Annotated in this window: 17 protein-coding genes; 13 read left to right on the top strand and 4 right to left on the bottom strand. The window is 33.2% G+C overall.

Going from position 1 to position 17458, the window contains the following annotated elements; genetic code table 11:
* Positions 1-125: 125 nt before the first annotated feature.
* The 3 genes from rnjA to def form a co-directional block, all read right to left on the bottom strand.
* A complete protein-coding gene (gene rnjA, locus HMPREF2642_RS07840) occupies positions 126-1865 on the bottom strand; it encodes a ribonuclease J1 (RefSeq protein ID WP_002435458.1) in 1740 nt (579 codons plus the stop codon).
* Positions 1865-2083 carry a DNA-dependent RNA polymerase subunit epsilon gene (locus HMPREF2642_RS07845; protein WP_002435438.1) on the bottom strand — a complete coding sequence of 73 codons (219 nt, stop codon included), beginning with the start codon at positions 2081-2083 and terminating at the stop codon, positions 1865-1867. The genes rnjA and HMPREF2642_RS07845 overlap by 1 nt, the downstream gene beginning before the upstream one ends.
* Before the next feature lie 432 nt (positions 2084-2515).
* Positions 2516-3067, bottom strand: a complete 552-nt coding sequence (gene def / locus HMPREF2642_RS07850; RefSeq protein WP_023350468.1) for a peptide deformylase — start codon at positions 3065-3067, stop codon at positions 2516-2518.
* Positions 3068-3283: 216 nt separating this feature from the next.
* Here def and HMPREF2642_RS07855 point away from each other — a divergent pair, with 216 nt between their 5' ends.
* From HMPREF2642_RS07855 to HMPREF2642_RS07915, 13 genes are all read left to right on the top strand, one after another.
* Positions 3284-3910 carry a YkyA family protein gene (locus HMPREF2642_RS07855; protein ID WP_070597768.1) on the top strand — a complete coding sequence of 209 codons (627 nt, stop codon included), beginning with the start codon at positions 3284-3286 and terminating at the stop codon, positions 3908-3910.
* 171 nt (positions 3911-4081) lie between these two features.
* Positions 4082-5194: a pyruvate dehydrogenase (acetyl-transferring) E1 component subunit alpha gene (gene pdhA / locus HMPREF2642_RS07860; RefSeq protein ID WP_070597769.1), complete on the top strand. Its 1113-nt coding sequence runs from the start codon at positions 4082-4084 to the stop codon at positions 5192-5194.
* A gap of 3 nt (positions 5195-5197) precedes the next feature.
* On the top strand, positions 5198-6175 hold the full coding sequence (locus tag HMPREF2642_RS07865; RefSeq protein ID WP_002435445.1) for an alpha-ketoacid dehydrogenase subunit beta: 978 nt from the start codon (positions 5198-5200) through the stop codon (positions 6173-6175).
* A 149-nt stretch (positions 6176-6324) separates the two neighbouring features.
* A complete protein-coding gene (locus tag HMPREF2642_RS07870; protein ID WP_030065195.1) occupies positions 6325-7650 on the top strand; it encodes a dihydrolipoamide acetyltransferase family protein in 1326 nt (441 codons plus the stop codon).
* 4 nt (positions 7651-7654) lie between these two features.
* Positions 7655-9061, top strand: coding sequence for a dihydrolipoyl dehydrogenase (gene lpdA / locus HMPREF2642_RS07875; RefSeq protein ID WP_070597770.1), 1407 nt, complete (start codon positions 7655-7657; stop codon positions 9059-9061).
* Between the two features lie 164 nt (positions 9062-9225).
* On the top strand, positions 9226-9501 hold the full coding sequence (locus HMPREF2642_RS07880) for a UPF0223 family protein (RefSeq protein ID WP_002435331.1): 276 nt from the start codon (positions 9226-9228) through the stop codon (positions 9499-9501).
* A 166-nt stretch (positions 9502-9667) separates the two neighbouring features.
* A complete protein-coding gene (locus HMPREF2642_RS07885) occupies positions 9668-10207 on the top strand; it encodes a helix-turn-helix domain-containing protein (protein WP_030065198.1) in 540 nt (179 codons plus the stop codon).
* A 12-nt stretch (positions 10208-10219) separates the two neighbouring features.
* Positions 10220-11314: an ABC transporter ATP-binding protein gene (locus tag HMPREF2642_RS07890; RefSeq protein ID WP_037548702.1), complete on the top strand. Its 1095-nt coding sequence runs from the start codon at positions 10220-10222 to the stop codon at positions 11312-11314.
* Positions 11307-12110, top strand: coding sequence for an ABC transporter permease (locus HMPREF2642_RS07895; RefSeq protein ID WP_002435321.1), 804 nt, complete (start codon positions 11307-11309; stop codon positions 12108-12110). The genes HMPREF2642_RS07890 and HMPREF2642_RS07895 overlap by 8 nt, the downstream gene beginning before the upstream one ends.
* A gap of 5 nt (positions 12111-12115) precedes the next feature.
* Positions 12116-12928, top strand: a complete 813-nt coding sequence (locus tag HMPREF2642_RS07900) for an ABC transporter permease (RefSeq protein ID WP_030065202.1) — start codon at positions 12116-12118, stop codon at positions 12926-12928.
* Positions 12925-13998, top strand: coding sequence for an ABC transporter substrate-binding protein (locus tag HMPREF2642_RS07905; RefSeq protein ID WP_030065205.1), 1074 nt, complete (start codon positions 12925-12927; stop codon positions 13996-13998). The genes HMPREF2642_RS07900 and HMPREF2642_RS07905 overlap by 4 nt, the downstream gene beginning before the upstream one ends.
* 75 nt (positions 13999-14073) lie before the next feature.
* A complete protein-coding gene (gene auxB, locus HMPREF2642_RS07910) occupies positions 14074-15306 on the top strand; it encodes a lipoteichoic acid stability factor AuxB (protein WP_030065207.1) in 1233 nt (410 codons plus the stop codon).
* Positions 15307-15426: 120 nt separating this feature from the next.
* The gene (locus HMPREF2642_RS07915; RefSeq protein ID WP_030065209.1) at positions 15427-15954 is read left to right on the top strand and encodes a DUF4064 domain-containing protein; all 528 of its coding nucleotides are present in this window, start codon (positions 15427-15429) and stop codon (positions 15952-15954) included.
* A 143-nt stretch (positions 15955-16097) separates the two neighbouring features.
* Here HMPREF2642_RS07915 and HMPREF2642_RS07920 read toward each other — a convergent pair whose 3' ends face one another.
* The gene (locus HMPREF2642_RS07920; RefSeq protein ID WP_070597771.1) at positions 16098-17444 is read right to left on the bottom strand and encodes an Nramp family divalent metal transporter; all 1347 of its coding nucleotides are present in this window, start codon (positions 17442-17444) and stop codon (positions 16098-16100) included.
* Between the last annotated feature and the right edge of the window lie 14 nt (positions 17445-17458).

The following is a 17458-nucleotide window of genomic DNA, read 5'->3' on the forward strand; positions in this document are numbered from 1 at the left end:
TTGTGTTTATTTCATTTCTAATGATTGTAATAGGAACTACTGTTAGAAAGAGAAATAAATAAAAGGCAAGGACATGTGTCCTTGCCTTAAATATTTAAACAGATAAATTTTATAAGTTAAAAATGTTATTTAGACTCATTTTTATCTTGTTTGTTATTTTTCTTATTAGAAGGTTTATTGTTACCTTTATCTTCATTCACTTTCATAATTACTGGTAAAATCATCGGTCTACGAGCTGTCTTTTCATATAGATAAGGTTGAAGTGTTTCAATAATTGATGATTTAATCTGATGCCATTGAATATCTTTGTTACCATTTAATTTAGATATCACGTCTGTTTTAATTTTACGTTGTGCGTCATAAATAAGTTGACCGGATTCGCGCATATAAACAAAGCCACGTGAAATGATATCAGGTCCTGATAATAACTTATTAGTATTAAAATCGATACTTACAACAACAATGACTAAACCTTCTTCAGAAAGTAGTTTACGATCTCTAATAACTACATTTCCGATATCTCCAATACCGCTACCGTCTACTAACACATTACCTGATGGGATTCTTCCAGCTTTACGAGCTGAATCATGTGTTAAAGCTAAGACATCACCGATATCGAAAATGAATACATTATCCTCATCTACACCACATTCAACACCCGTTTGACCATGTGCTTTCAACATACGATATTCACCATGAATAGGTAAGAAATACTTAGGTTGAATTAAACGTAGCATCAATTGTTGGTCACCTTGTGAACCATGACCTGACGTGTGAATATTTGAAATCTTACTGTGAATGACATCCGCACCAGCTTTATATAAAGCATTTATAGTGCGATTGATACTTTTAGTGTTACCTGGAATAGGAGATGAACTGAATACTACAGTATCTTCAGGTATAATTTTAATTTGTTTATGTGTACCATTTGCAATTCTTGATAATGCAGCCATTGGTTCACCTTGTGAACCAGTACAAAGAATTAACAATTCGTGTTTAGGTATATTGTTAATTTTATTAGGTTCAACAAATGTTTCAGGTGGTGCTTTAATATATCCAAGCTCCATACCAATTTTTATGTTATTTTCCATTGAACGACCAAAAGTAACGATTTTACGATTATATTTTATCGCTGCTTCAACTGCTTGTTGTACACGATAAATATTAGATGCGAAGGTCGCAAAAATGATACGGCCCTTGCAATTTCTAAAAATCTTATCAACGTTTTGTCCAACTTCACGTTCGCTAAGTGTAAAATCAGGTACTAGTGAATTTGTTGAGTCAGATAATAAACATAGTACGCCTTCTTCTCCAAGTTTAGCCATTTTAGCTATATTAGCTGGCTCTCCAACTGGAGTGAAATCAAACTTAAAGTCACCAGTATGAACAATTTTACCTTCTGGTGTATCAACGATAACTCCGTATGCTTCAGGAATACTATGAGTAGTTAAATAGAATGATATTTCAAAATGCTTAGATTTTATTACACTACTCTCATCAATTTCATGTAACTCAGTAGTTCTAAGTAAATGATGTTCTTCTAATTTATTGCGTATGAGACCTAATGCTAATGGACCACCGTAAATAGGTACATTAATTTGTTTTAATAGGAAGGGCACACCACCTATATGGTCTTCGTGTCCATGAGTAATAAACAGACCTACAATTTTGTCTTGGTTCTGTTCTAAGTAAGTGTAGTCAGGAATAACATAATCTATTCCTAGTAAGTTATCATCTGGGAATTTAATACCTGCATCAATGATAACAATTTCATTCTTGTACTCGATGGCGTAGGTATTTTTACCAACTTCACCTAAACCACCAAGTGCATACACACCTACTTCATTAGAATGTAATTGCTTCATTATTCAGCATTCTCCACATTGAAGTGAGTTGAGTGTTCTTTCTCATAGTCTAAATGTGCGCCCTCTAATTTAGTAATAAACTCAATATTGTAATTACGATCTTTCAAATAACGTCGAACTTGTTCTTCAGTTTGTCCTTCAACATAAATTGTTTGAGTGTTCTCACGAACGATGACTTCGTCTTTATTATGTTGATAAAATACTTTAAATACTGCCATTTTATATATTTCCTCCTAGAATAATTTCCATAATTTATTTACGACCCTAGTCATTAATACTCGGGTTATTAAAGAATATTCATGCGTACAATTAAGTCTTCAATAATCTAGTGTTCTAATATTTTATTTAGAAACATACCAGCTCAATCTAAACTTTAATATATATGTTCGTTTAATTTCACTGCCCAGTATGTTTTCTAGGGTAATAGTGTCGTTCCTAATTAGAAATTAGTATTGATATACTAAGATTTCAGTTAAGTTATATTTTACATGATGTATTTGAATAAATAAAGCAGTTTTATCTTACTAATTATTGAGTCATACGTATTATTATATATAGTAATATTTTTATTTTGAAAAATAAAAAATACACTTCATCAAGCGTGATAAGTTATCAACTTGATAAAGTGTATATAAGTTTAATAATTTTACTTAAACTTCGACTGCATCGTCGTGAGGTTTAAGTGGTTCATTAGCGTCAATATAATCATAAAACATAACGCCATTTAAATGATCAATTTCGTGTTGAAACACAATTGCTGGATAGCCTTTTAATCTTAGTTTAACTTCATTACCGTCTATATCTTGAGCTTTAATTGTCACTCTATTATGACGGTGTACTAATCCTGGAATGTTTTCGTCAACACTCAAACAACCTTCGCCAGTTGGTAGATAAGCTTCCTGCACACTGTAGCTCATAACTTTAGGATTGACGAGCATATAATCATAAGATTTTCCATTACCATCGTCTGGTAAATAAACTGCTATCATTCTTTTAGCCACATCAATTTGTGGAGCTGCCAAACCAACGCCAGAACGTAATCCATAACGTTTTGCAGTTTCTTCATCTTGACTATTAATTAAAAACTCTCGCATAGAGCGTAAAGTTTCTTTATCTTCTTCAGAAAGAGGGAAACTTAATTCTTTAGCCTTCTCACGAAGCGTTGGATGACCGTCTCTAATAATATCTTTCATAGTTAACATGTCATACACCTTCCTTAAGTAATAATATATCAGATACTATAGAGATTAGTACATTAATAGGTATTTGATTTTGAATGAAGGTTTTATATTATATGTGGAACAGACACTTTAGACTATTTCATTTAGCTTCAATGAATCGTTTTATTAGTGTATATTGATTTATGAACAATAATTATTTAATATTACAAGCGAACAACTATGAGGAGGTAACAGTTAATGAAGTTCGGTAAAACTGTCGCAATTGTCCTAACATCAACAGTGTTATTAGCTGGATGTACAACTGACAAAAAAGAAATTAAAAAATATGACAACCAAGTTCAAAAAGCTTTTGACCAAGAAAAATCAGTAAATAGTACTAGTAAAAAAATAAATGATTTAGAAGAAAAGAAACAAAAATTATTTAAAAAAGTAAATGGTAAAGATCAGAATACAAGAAAACAAGCTGCAGAAGATATCGTAAAAAATGTAGAGAAGCGTCAAAAAGAATTTAAAATCGAAGAACAAGCATTGAATAATTCTGAAAAAGAATTTAAAAAAGCTAAACAGTATATGAATCATATTGATAACTCGGCTAAGAGAAAAGAAGTAACTCAACTTAATGATGCACTCAAAGAAAAATACGAAGCACATGATGCATATGCAAAGGCTTACAAAAAAGCTTTAAACAAAGAAAAAGAACTGTTTACATTCTTGAACCAAGATGGTGCTACACAATCAGAAGTAGACAGTAAATCTAAAGATTTATCAAAAGCATATAAAGATATGAATAAAAAATTCAATACCTACTCAAAAGCGATGAGAAAGGTTACTCAAGAGAAACAAGACGTAGATCAATTGAAATAAATTATCAGACTGATACAGTTGTGCGGAAAGTACTATAACAGACCGTGCAACTGTATCTTTTTCTATTGAAACAGAACTTTATGAAATCGTTTAACAGGAAAAATCATTTGTGATACAATTAGGGAGGATAAAATGAATTTCTATTTACATGGGAAAGGTATGGTGAATTGAATGGCTCCTAAGTTACAAGCCCAATTCGATGCAGTTAAAGTATTAAATGAAACTCAATCGAAATTTGAAATGGTTCAAATTTTGGATGAGGATGGTAATGTCGTAAATGAAGACTTAGTACCTGATTTAACAGATGAACAATTAGTAGAATTAATGGAAAGAATGGTATGGACGCGTATTCTTGACCAACGTTCTATCTCATTAAACAGACAAGGACGTTTAGGTTTCTATGCACCTACAGCAGGTCAAGAAGCATCTCAACTTGCTTCACAATATGCTTTAGAAAAAGAAGACTTCATCCTACCTGGTTATCGTGATGTTCCTCAAATTATTTGGCATGGTTTACCACTTACAGAAGCTTTCTTATTCTCTAGAGGACACTTCAAAGGTAACCAATTCCCTGAAGGCGTTAATGCACTAAGTCCACAAATTATTATCGGTGCTCAATATGTACAAACAGCTGGAGTAGCATTCGGTCTTAAAAAACGTGGTAAAAACGCAGTAGCAATTACTTATACTGGTGATGGTGGTTCTTCACAAGGTGACTTCTATGAAGGTATCAACTTTGCATCAGCGTATAAAGCGCCTGCTATTTTTGTAATTCAAAATAACAATTACGCTATTTCAACACCACGTAGTAAACAAACTGCTGCAACAACATTAGCTCAAAAAGCTATCGCAGTTGGTGTACCAGGTATTCAAGTAGATGGTATGGATGCTTTAGCTGTATATCAAGCTACATTAGAAGCGCGTGAAAGAGCTGTTGCAGGTGAAGGTCCAACAGTAATTGAAACATTAACTTATCGTTATGGACCACATACAATGGCTGGTGATGATCCAACTCGTTACAGAACCTCAGATGAAGACGCAGAGTGGGAGAAAAAAGACCCATTAGTACGTTTTAGAAAATATTTAGAAGCAAAAGGTCTTTGGAATGAAGATAAAGAAAATGAAGTCATTGAACGTGCTAAATCTGAAATTAAAACAGCTATTAAAGAGGCTGACAATACAGACAAACAAACTGTTACTTCTCTAATGGATATTATGTATGAAGATATGCCTCGAAATTTATCAGAACAATATGAAATTTACAAAGAGAAGGAGTCGAAGTAAGCCATGGCACAAATGACAATGGTTCAAGCGATTAACGACGCGCTTAAAAGTGAACTTAAAAGAGACGAAGACGTTTTAGTTTTCGGTGAAGACGTTGGTGTTAACGGCGGTGTATTCCGTGTTACTGAAGGTTTACAAAAAGAATTTGGTGAAGATCGAGTATTTGACACACCATTAGCGGAATCTGGTATTGGTGGTTTAGCGTTAGGATTAGCTGTAACAGGTTATCGCCCAGTTATGGAAATCCAATTCTTAGGATTCGTATTTGAAGTATTTGACGAAGTTGCAGGTCAAATTGCTCGTACACGTTTCCGTTCAGGCGGGTCTAAACCAGCACCAGTTACTATTCGTGCACCATTTGGTGGTGGAGTACACACTCCAGAATTACACGCCGATAATTTAGAAGGTATCTTAGCACAATCACCTGGTTTAAAAGTGATTATTCCATCTGGGCCATATGATGCGAAAGGCTTATTAATTTCAGCAATTCAAAGTAATGACCCTGTTGTCTACTTAGAACATATGAAATTGTATCGTTCTTTCCGTGAAGAGGTACCGGAAGAAGAATATACAATTGACATTGGTAAAGCTAATGTTAAAAAAGAAGGTAATGATATATCTCTAATTGCGTACGGTGCTATGGTTCAAGAATCTATCAAAGCAGCTGAAGAGCTTGAAAAAGATGGATACTCTGTCGAAGTCATCGACTTACGTACAGTTCAACCAATTGACATTGATACATTAGTTGCATCAGTAGAAAAAACTGGTCGTGCAGTAGTTGTTCAAGAAGCACAACGCCAAGCTGGTGTAGGTGCACAGGTTGCTGCAGAATTAGCTGAGCGTGCAATTCTTTCATTAGAAGCACCTATCGCTCGTGTAGCTGCAGCTGATACTGTATATCCATTCACTCAAGCTGAGAATGTTTGGTTACCAAACAAAAATGACATCGTTGAACAAGCTAAAGCTACATTAGAGTTCTAATTTAAACTCATTAATAAATTAAGTAGCTAACTATAGCAATGAGTAATGAATAAGTGTAAACTAGGTTGTAAGGGCTTCCTTAACTTGCAACTTTAGTATATAAGTATTTGAAATGATTTGATTAAGTAAAATCTTAGGAGGACAAGAACGTGGCATTTGAATTTAGATTACCCGATATCGGGGAAGGTATCCACGAAGGTGAAATTGTAAAATGGTTTGTTAAAGCTGGAGATACCATCGAAGAAGATGATGTCTTAGCAGAAGTGCAAAACGACAAATCTGTAGTAGAAATCCCATCGCCTGTTAGCGGAACTGTTGAAGAAGTTTTAGTAGATGAAGGAACTGTTGCAGTAGTTGGTGACGTTATTGTAAAAATTGATGCTCCTGATGCTGAAGAAATGCAATTTAAAGGTAGCCATAGTGATGACTCTTCTAAACAAGAAGAGAAACAAGAAGAAGCACCAGCTGAAAAAGAATCAACTTCATCATCACAATCTCAGGAAGCTTCAACAGCTTCTACTCAAGAAGCAGAAGTTGATGAGAATAAAACAGTTAAGGCTATGCCTTCTGTACGTAAATACGCTCGTGAAAATGGTGTAAACATTAAAGCTGTTACAGGCTCTGGTAAAAACGGACGTATTACTAAAGAAGACGTAGATGCATACTTAAATGGTGGAAGCACGGATTCAGCTTCTAACGAAAGTGCAGCTGCATCATCTAAAGGTAGTGAAGAAACTAGTGCTTCAGCTAGTCAATCAGTACCAGAAGGTGACTTCCCAGAAACAACTGAGAAAATCCCTGCTATGCGTAAAGCAATTGCTAAAGCAATGGTTAACTCAAAACATACAGCACCTCATGTTACATTAATGGATGAAATTGATGTACAAGAATTATGGGATCACCGTAAAAAATTCAAAGAAATTGCAGCTGAACAAGGTACTAAACTAACGTTCTTACCATATGTTGTTAAGGCTTTAGTTTCTGCACTTAAAAAATATCCAGCACTTAACACTTCATTTAATGAAGAAGCTGGCGAAGTTGTACACAAACATTATTGGAATATCGGTATCGCAGCTGACACAGATAAAGGTTTATTAGTTCCTGTTGTTAAACATGCGGATCGTAAATCAATCTTCGAAATTTCAGATGAAATCAATGAACTTGCAGTTAAAGCTCGTGACGGTAAATTGACTTCAGATGAAATGAAAGGTGCAACTTGTACAATCAGTAATATCGGTTCAGCTGGTGGACAATGGTTCACTCCAGTTATCAATCACCCAGAAGTAGCCATCTTAGGAATTGGCCGTATTGCTCAAAAACCTATTGTTAAGGATGGAGAAATTATAGCAGCTCCAGTATTAGCGTTATCACTAAGCTTTGACCACAGACAAATTGATGGCGCAACTGGTCAAAATGCTATGAATCACATTAAACGTTTATTAAATAATCCAGAACTATTATTAATGGAGGGGTAAAAACATGGTAGTTGGAGATTTCCCAATTGAAACAGATACTATTGTAATCGGAGCAGGTCCTGGTGGATACGTTGCAGCAATTCGCGCAGCGCAATTAGGACAAAAAGTAACAATCGTTGAGAAAGGTAATTTAGGTGGCGTGTGCTTAAACGTTGGTTGTATTCCATCTAAAGCATTATTACACGTGTCTCATCGTTTTGTTGAAACGCAACATTCAGAAAACTTAGGGGTTATTGCTGAAAGCGTGTCTTTAAACTACGAGAAAGTCCAAGAATTCAAATCATCAGTAGTAAATAAATTAACTGGTGGTGTTGAAGGATTATTAAAAGGTAACAAAGTTGAAATCGTTAAAGGTGAAGCATACTTTGTTGATAATAATAGCCTTCGCGTTATGGACGAAAAAAGTGCTCAAACTTACAATTTCAAACATGCTATTATCGCAACTGGTTCTAGACCAATTGAAATTCCTAATTTTGAATTTGGTGAGCGTGTTATCGATTCAACTGGCGCTTTAAATTTACAAGAAGTTCCTGGTAAACTTGTTGTTGTTGGTGGCGGTTATATCGGCTCTGAATTAGGTACAGCATTTGCTAACTTCGGTTCAGAAGTAACAATCCTTGAAGGTGCTAAAGACATCTTAGGTGGATTCGAAAAACAAATGACTCAACCAGTTAAAAAAGGCATGAAAGAAAAAGGTATCGAAATTGTCACTGAAGCTATGGCTAAATCTGCTGAAGAAACTGACAATGGCGTTAAAGTTACGTATGAAGCTAATGGTGAAGAACAAACTATTGAAGCTGACTACGTATTAGTTACTGTAGGACGTCGTCCAAACACTGATGAATTAGGCTTAGAGGAATTAGGTCTTAAATTCGCAGATCGTGGTTTATTAGAAGTAGATAAACAAAGCCGTACTTCTATTGAGAATATCTTTGCAATTGGTGATATCGTTCCTGGTTTACCACTTGCACATAAAGCAAGTTACGAAGCTAAAGTAGCTGCTGAAGCAATTGATGGTCAAGCTGCTGAAGTTGATTACATTGGTATGCCTGCAGTATGCTTCACTGAACCAGAATTAGCTCAAGTAGGTTACACTGAGGCTCAAGCGAAAGAAGAAGGTTTATCAATTAAAGCTTCTAAATTCCCATATGCAGCTAATGGACGTGCGTTATCATTAGATGATACTAATGGTTTTGTTAAATTAATTACACTTAAAGAAGATGATACTTTAATTGGTGCTCAAGTTGTTGGTACTGGCGCATCTGATATCATCTCTGAATTAGGTTTAGCAATTGAATCAGGTATGAATGCAGAAGATATCGCATTAACTGTTCATGCTCACCCAACTTTAGGTGAAATGTCAATGGAAGCTGCTGAAAAAGCAATTGGTTATCCAATCCATACTATGTAATTATTAAACCTTAATCACAATAGTTAAAGATTAATCATTATATACTGCTGAGACTCGTCATGTGCGGGTCTCAGCTTTTTTAATTATTTTTTGTATCGGTTGTTTTATAAAAATGGCTCCGATACACTGTACTTACATAATTATTACAGGAGGTTATTAAGACAATGGAATATCAATATCCTTTAGATTTAGATTGGACGAATGAAGAAATGATGCAAGTCATTCATTTTTTTAATAAAATTGAAAATTACTATGAATCTTCTGTTAAAGGTGAAGATGTAAAAAAAGCTTATAAAAAATTTAAAGACATTGTACCTGGCAAAGCTGAAGAAAAACAAATCTTTAAAGAATTTGAAAATAAAAGCGGATATAATAGTTATAAAGTTGTTCAAGAGGTAAATAAATATCCTGAACAGCAGAGATTTGGTAAAGAATCTTAATTGATTTTAGATACACTTATTATCTAAAAATTTATACTTACTTGTTTTCTAAAACAATTGAATAAAACTATTGCTTACAAAGCTATATTCTGTTACTTTTATAAAGCACTAAACAAAATGTTTGATATTAGTAAACTTAATGTAGCTTTTTTAGGTGGTTAAAAATATGGATATAGGATATAAATTAAGAAATTTAAGACGTATTAAAAATTTTACTCAGGAAGAACTTGCTGAACGTACGGATTTGTCAAAAGGATATATCTCTCAGATTGAGAGTCAACATGCGTCTCCAAGTATAGAGACGTTTTTAAACATTTTAGAAGTTCTTGGGACACCAGCTAGTGACTTTTTTCAAGAGCGCCCAAGTGAGAAAGTGTTATATAAAAAGAAAGATCAAATTACATATGATGAATACGATCGGGGTTATATTATAAATTGGCTAGTTACAGATTCAAATGAATTTGAAATGGAACCATTGATTCTTACATTGAAACCTGGAGCATCCTATAAAAATTTTAAACCATCTGAGTCAGACACGTTTATATACTGCTTAGAAGGTGAAGTGTCATTGCTACTTGGTAATCAAACTTATAAAGCGAGTACTGAAGATGTACTTTATTTTAAGGCGAGAGATAAACATCGCTTATACAATGAAACTCATGAAGAAGTGAAAATATTAATTGTTGCCACAGCTTCATATTTATAGGGAGGAATGTTTATGAATCCGTTACTTTCATTCAAATCTGTAAGCAAAGGCTTTGATGATGTACAAATTTTAGATGAAATTGATTTAGATATTGAATCAGGTTATTTTTATACATTATTAGGACCTTCTGGCTGTGGAAAAACAACAATATTAAAGTTGATTGCTGGGTTCGAGTATCCTGACAGTGGAGAAGTGATATACCAAAATAAACCTATCGGAAAGTTACCCCCAAATAAACGTAAAGTAAATACAGTATTCCAAGATTATGCGCTCTTTCCACATCTTAACGTTTATGACAATATTGCCTATGGCTTAAAATTAAAAAAATTAAGCAAGTCTGAGATAGATGAAAAGGTGATAGAAGCTTTAAAACTAGTGAAGTTACAAGGTTATGAACAACGACAAATTGAAGGCATGAGTGGGGGACAAAAACAACGTGTAGCGATTGCTCGAGCGATAGTAAACGAACCTGAAATACTTTTACTTGATGAATCATTATCTGCATTAGATTTAAAATTGCGTACGGAAATGCAATATGAGTTACGTGAACTTCAATCTCGTTTAGGGATCACTTTCATATTTGTGACCCATGATCAAGAAGAGGCTTTAGCATTAAGTGATTATATCTTTGTTATGAAAGATGGGAAAATTCAACAGTTTGGTACGCCTATTGATATATATGATGAACCAGTTAATCGTTACGTCGCTGATTTTATTGGTGAATCAAATATCGTTGAAGGAAGAATGGTTAAAGATTTCGTAGTAAATATTTATGGTCAAAACTTTGAATGTGTAGATATGGGGATACCTGAAAATAAAAAAGTAGAAGTTGTAATTAGACCAGAAGACATATCACTCATTGATAAAGAACAAGGACTTTTTAAAGCAACTGTAGATTCAATGCTATTTAGAGGTGTACATTACGAAATTTGTTGTATTGATAGAAAAGGCTACGAATGGGTTATTCAATCTACTAAGAAAGCTGAAGTTGGAAGTGAAGTAGGTCTATTCTTTGAACCAGAAGCAATTCATATTATGGTACCTGGTGAAACTGAGGAAGAATTTGATAAGCGTATAGAGAGTTATGAGGATGTAGACCATGCGTAATATCAATAAATTACTACTTGTTCCATATTTATTATGGATGGTTATTTTTATTATTATACCTGTAATTTTACTTGTTTATTTCTCATTCACTGACGTGCATGGTCATTTTAGTTTTACAAATTATGAACAAATTTTTTCGTTGCGTTATTTTAAAATGTTTGCGGATTCCATATGGTATGCATTTCTAATCACTCTCATTACTTTATTGATCAGTTATCCAGCAGCATACTTTATTGCTCAATCTAGATTTCAGAATATATTACTAATGGTAATGATTATTCCAACGTGGATTAATTTACTTCTGAAGACCTATGCTTTTATAGGGTTATTAAGTCATGATGGTATTATAAATCAAGCACTTCATGTCTTTCACTTACCAGTATTTAATATGCTTTTCACAAGTGGAGCGTTTTTATTGGTTGCAAGTTATATTTATATCCCATTTATGATTTTACCTATATTCAATAGTATGAAATCAATACCTAATAACTTATTACAAGCTTCTAGTGATTTAGGTGCTAGTCCGTTAATTACTTTCAGAAAGGTCATCATTCCTTTAACTAAAGAGGGAGTAATGACGGGGATTCAAGTGACTTTTATACCTGCGTTATCACTATTCATGATTACGCGATTGATTGCAGGTAATAAAGTTATTAATATAGGTACATCGATTGAAGAGCAATTTCTAACAATTCAAAATTACGGTATGGGCTCTACAATTGCGTTATTCCTAATTATATTTATGGCCTTTATCTTAATCTTAACTAAATCTAACTCATCTAATGGGAAGGGGTGAACGACGTGAAATGGTATGGAAAGATGTACATAGGTATTTTAATAGCAATACTTTATATACCGATATTTTTCTTGATGATATATTCATTTAACTCAGCTGGAAATATGATTCATTTTGAGCATTTCACGTTAGAACATTATCGTACTCTCTTCCAAGATGATCGATTAATATCTGTAATATTCAACACGGTGGCGGTCGCCCTATTAGCTGCATCAGTGTCTACGGTAATTGGTACGTTTGGCGCGATTGCTTTATATTATTTACGCAATAAAAAATTCAAAGTAACATTATTGACTTTGAATAATGTACTCATGGTCTCATCGGATGTAGTTATTGGTGCATCATTTTTAATTATGTTTACCGCAATTGGACATTTTACTGGTTTAGGTTTAGGGTTCTTTACTGTATTAGCATCACATATCGCATTTTGTATACCTATCGTAGTGATTATTGTGTTACCACAACTTTATGAAATGAACGATAACATGTTGAACGCAGCTAGAGATTTAGGAGCTAATGAATCGCAATTATTGAGTAGCGTCATTATACCTAATATCATGCCTTCAATTATTGGAGGATTTTTCATGGCTTTAACATATTCTTTAGATGACTTTACAGTTAGCTTTTTCGTAACAGGAAACGGATTTAGTGTCTTATCTGTGGAAGTTTATGCAATGGCTAGAAAAGGTATAAGTATGGAAATTAATGCTATATCGACTATATTATTTATAGTTATTTTATTAGGTATCATAGGATATTATTTAATACAACACTTTGTTAAACGTCAAAAGACGGTGAAACGGGGTGTAAGTGAATGAAACGATTTCTACAACTTATCTTTTCTGCAGTAATTATTGGTATTTTATGTTTAGTTATGAGTCATTGGTTTAAATCTAAAGAGAACACCCAAACGCAAGAAAAGATTTATGTTTATAACTGGGGAGAATACATTGATCCTAGTTTGATTAAAAAGTTCGAAAAACAAACAGGCATACAAGTTGTATATGAAACGTTTGATTCAAATGAAGCCATGGAGGCCAAAATTCGTAATGGGGGTACACATTATGATGTGGCATTTCCAAGTGAGTACACCGTGCAAAAGCTTAAGCGTTCCAATTTGTTAGTTCCTTTAGATCATACTAAAATACCCAATATCAAAAATCTTGATTCTGATTATATGAATATGTCTTATGATCCTCATAATAAATATTCATTACCTTATTTCTTTGGTACAGTGGGTATTTTATATAATAAAGATAAATATCCTCATGATAATTTCAATAGTTGGAGTGATTTGTATCAATCTAAGTATAAAAATGATATTTTATTAGTAGATGGTGCTCGAGAAATGATGGGAATGGGATTAAACAAATTAGGTTATAGTTTGAATGATAACCATTCTTCTCATATTAAAAGAGCTGAAGTGGATTTGAAAAAGTTAGTTCCGCAAGTAAGAGGTGTCGTTGGTGATGAGATAACAATGATGCTTCAACAACATGAAGGTAACATCGCTGTAGTTTGGAGTGGTGTGGCAGCACCTTTAGTTCAAGGTAGTAATAAGTATAACTATGTCATTCCCAAAGAGGGATCTAATCTTTGGTTTGATAACATGGTTATTCCTAAAACTGCTCAGAATAAAGAAGGCGCATATAAATTTATGAACTTCTTATTAGATGAGAAAAATAATAAACAGAATACAGAGTGGGTAGGCTATGCAACGCCTAATAAAGCAGCTAGAGATAAGCTACCTAAAGAAGTTAGAGAAGACCATAGATTTTACCCAACAAAAAAAGAACAAAATCGTTTGGAAGTTTATAAGGACTTAGGCCAGAAAACACTTAGCGAATATAACGAAAGCTTTTTAAATTTTAAAATGAACTTAAAATAGATTGATGATAAATAGTAGTTATTTACTCATATTTCTTATATAATGATTTGATAGTAAAGTAAGGAGTTGTAGCGGATGTCAGGAGAGCAATACACACAAATTAAGCGTCCAGTCGGTCGGCTAACTGAAAAAGTACTAGGTTGGTTTAGTTGGGTATTTTTACTCATATTAACGATTGTAACGATGTTTATTGCACTTGTATCATTTAGTAATGATACATCGATTGCTAATTTAGAAAATTCATTAAATAATAATGAGTTGGTTCAACAAATTTTAGGTAACAATGATTTAAGTACAACTCAATTTGTTATATGGTTACAAAATGGTGTTTGGGCTATCATTGTTTACTTCATCATTTGTTTATTGATTTCATTCTTAGCTTTAATTTCAATGAATATTAGAATACTTTCAGGTTTCTTATTTCTATTAGCAGCTATAGTTACGATTCCATTGGTATTATTAGTTGTCACATTAATTATTCCAATTTTATTCTTTATCGTCGCTATCATGATGTTTGCTAGAAAAGATCGGGTAGAAACCGTACCAGCATACTATAATGATGATTATGGACAACCATACTATGATAATTATGAATACTATGATAAACGTAGACCACAGTCTACCTCTCATAATGACTATTACGAAGATGGGTACAATCACGGTTATTACGATGATTACGAACAACCACGTGATAATAAAGAATATAGAAACACACGTCGTAAACGCAGAAAAGAACGTCAACAAAGAGAAGCCTATGAAGCAGAGCACCAATATGAACCTCAACAACATGACGCTTATATGAATGATGAGTCAGAGAGTCATAATTATGATGAGACAGATGATAAATATGCTCAATTTCCAAAACGCGCTGTAGAAAGTGAATACAAGTCCACTCAGCAGGAAGAAGAAGAACCGGCGATTATGTCTAGACAGGCGAAATACAATAAGAAATCTAAAAAAGCTAAGCGTGATGAACAATTCCAAGAAGATTATTATCAAAATGAAGATGATAGTTACGGTTATGAGGATGGTTATGCTTACAACCAAGAGCCACAAGAACCTCAAGTTGATCCTAGAGAACTTAAGGCTCAACGCAAGAAAGAAAAAGCTGAAATTCGTGCGAAGAAAAGAGAAAAGAAAAAAGCTTATAATAAACGCATGAAAGAAAGAAGAAAGAATCAACCTAGTGCAGTCAATCAACGGAGAATGAATTACGAGGAACGTCGTCAAATGTTCCAAGGTGAAAAACCTCAAGAAGATAATCAAGAGAACCAAGTTGAACACAAAGACGACACGGAAAATAAATAACACTATATAAGTGATTGACTTAGAATGAAAAGTCAATCACTTTTTTTTATGTGTTCGCTATAAGTTCTAATTTTTAGTATTATTGTTTTAAGAATGTAACTAAGAGGAGTGTAGCCTAATATGAATAGAAAAACAGAAACTATCTTAGCATGGATAGCTAATGGTTTAAGTATTATATATTTATTATTAACTTGTTTATCACTTTTAGTAATGAAAAGTGGTCAAAATCAACAACAATATAAAGATATAATGAAACAAATGTATGGCAATAATCAAAATGTATCCTCTGATATTTTGTTAGCCTCAATGATGATTTCAATTGGATTTTTAGCATTCTCTACAATATTAGGGATATTTGGAGCCTTAACAATCAAAGGGCGTAAAAATTTAGCAGGGGCCTTACTTATAGCTGCTGCAGTAACAGGTTTAATAACTATGAATTTCATTGCAATGATTTTATGGATTATTGCTGCTATTATGTTGTTTAGTAAAAAGAAAGACCGCAACAATCATACACACTATAATCAATCTCATAATAGAGAACAATTTAACGATAATTATCATGAAAACAAACAATCACATAATGAAGAATGGGATCCAGACAAAGAACTAAAAAATCACAAGAAAGATGATCCATACATTTATTAGGATTAAAAAGGGTAGAAATTTTAAAGTAATTTATTTAAAGATGTAAATTATTCGACATACTTAATCTACTAAAAAAGCACAAAGATGATTTTTAATTGATTCATCTTTGTGCTTCTTTTTATGAGTATATTGTATAAATTTTTTTATAATTCTTGGAACGTTTGAATGATTAAGTAAACATTTAATCCACTTAGAATGACAATTAGCATCCATGAAATAATATTAACCCACGTTTTATTAATAAAAGGTCCCATTAATTTTTTATTACTTGTAGCAAGTTGAAGCGGTATTAATGAGAAAGGTAATGCGATACTTAGAAATACTTGTGAAAATACAAGAAGTTGTTCAATTTTTTCAGAGTTGCCTTTAAAGATAATTAAACAAATGATAACTGGGATGACTGCAAGCGCTCGAGTAATCAAACGACGTAACCAGTTAGGAATTGATAATCGTAAAAATCCTTCCATCACAATTTGACCAGCCAAAGTACCTGTAATAGTAGAATTTTGTCCAGAAGCTAATAAAGCTACTGCAAATAGTGTACTCATCACGCCGCCTAAAGTTGCGCCTAATACGGGTTCAGTTTTTAAGGCATGATATAAATCGTAGAAACCACCTAAATCATTTGTTTTAGTTCCAAAAAATAGAGCTGCACCTAAAGTTAATAATAAACAATTAACTACAAAAGCTATAGATAATTGAAGGTTTGAATCAATTGTAGCGTACTTAATTGCTTGAGCTTTCTCTTCATTGTCATGTCGATCATATTTACGTGATTGAACAATTGAAGAATGTAGATATAAATTGTGAGGCATGATTGTCGCTCCAATAATACCTAAAGCAATATATAAAATGCCTTGATTAGTAATAATTTCTTTATGTGGTACAAAGCCATTCAATATATCAGTTAATTGTGGAGAAGATATAAAAACTTCAAATACAAATATCGCTAATACAGTAAATATCAATGTTCCAACGATGGCTTCAATTTTTCTGAAACCGAAGCGCATAATGAATAACAATAAGAAAACGTCGAATACGGTAATTAAGGCGCCGACAATTAATGGAATACCAAAAATTAAGTCTAACGCGATAGCACTACCAATAACTTCTGCGATGTCAGTAGCTATGATGGCTAATTCAGCGATAATCCAAAATATGATAGCTACAGGTTTACTTAAAAAATGACGTGTCATTTGCGCAAGATCTTTACCGGTTGCTATTCCTAATCTAACCGTCATACTTTGTAATAACATTGCTGCTAAACTTGAGATTAAAATCACGAATAGCAAGGTATAGCCATATTGTGCGCCACCCTGCATGGATGTAATCCAGTTGCCGGGGTCCATATAACCTACTGCCACGAGTAAACCAGGACCTAAAAATGCTAAAAACTTCTGACTTGCACTACTTTTATGGTCAAAATGAATAGTATTATTTATTTCGTCTAAACTTTGTTGTTGTTCATAGTTGTCGTCTTTTAACTTCAATCATATCACTCCTA

This window comes from Staphylococcus sp. HMSC055A09 (assembly GCF_001809655.1).
GTDB lineage: Bacteria > Bacillota > Bacilli > Staphylococcales > Staphylococcaceae > Staphylococcus > Staphylococcus capitis.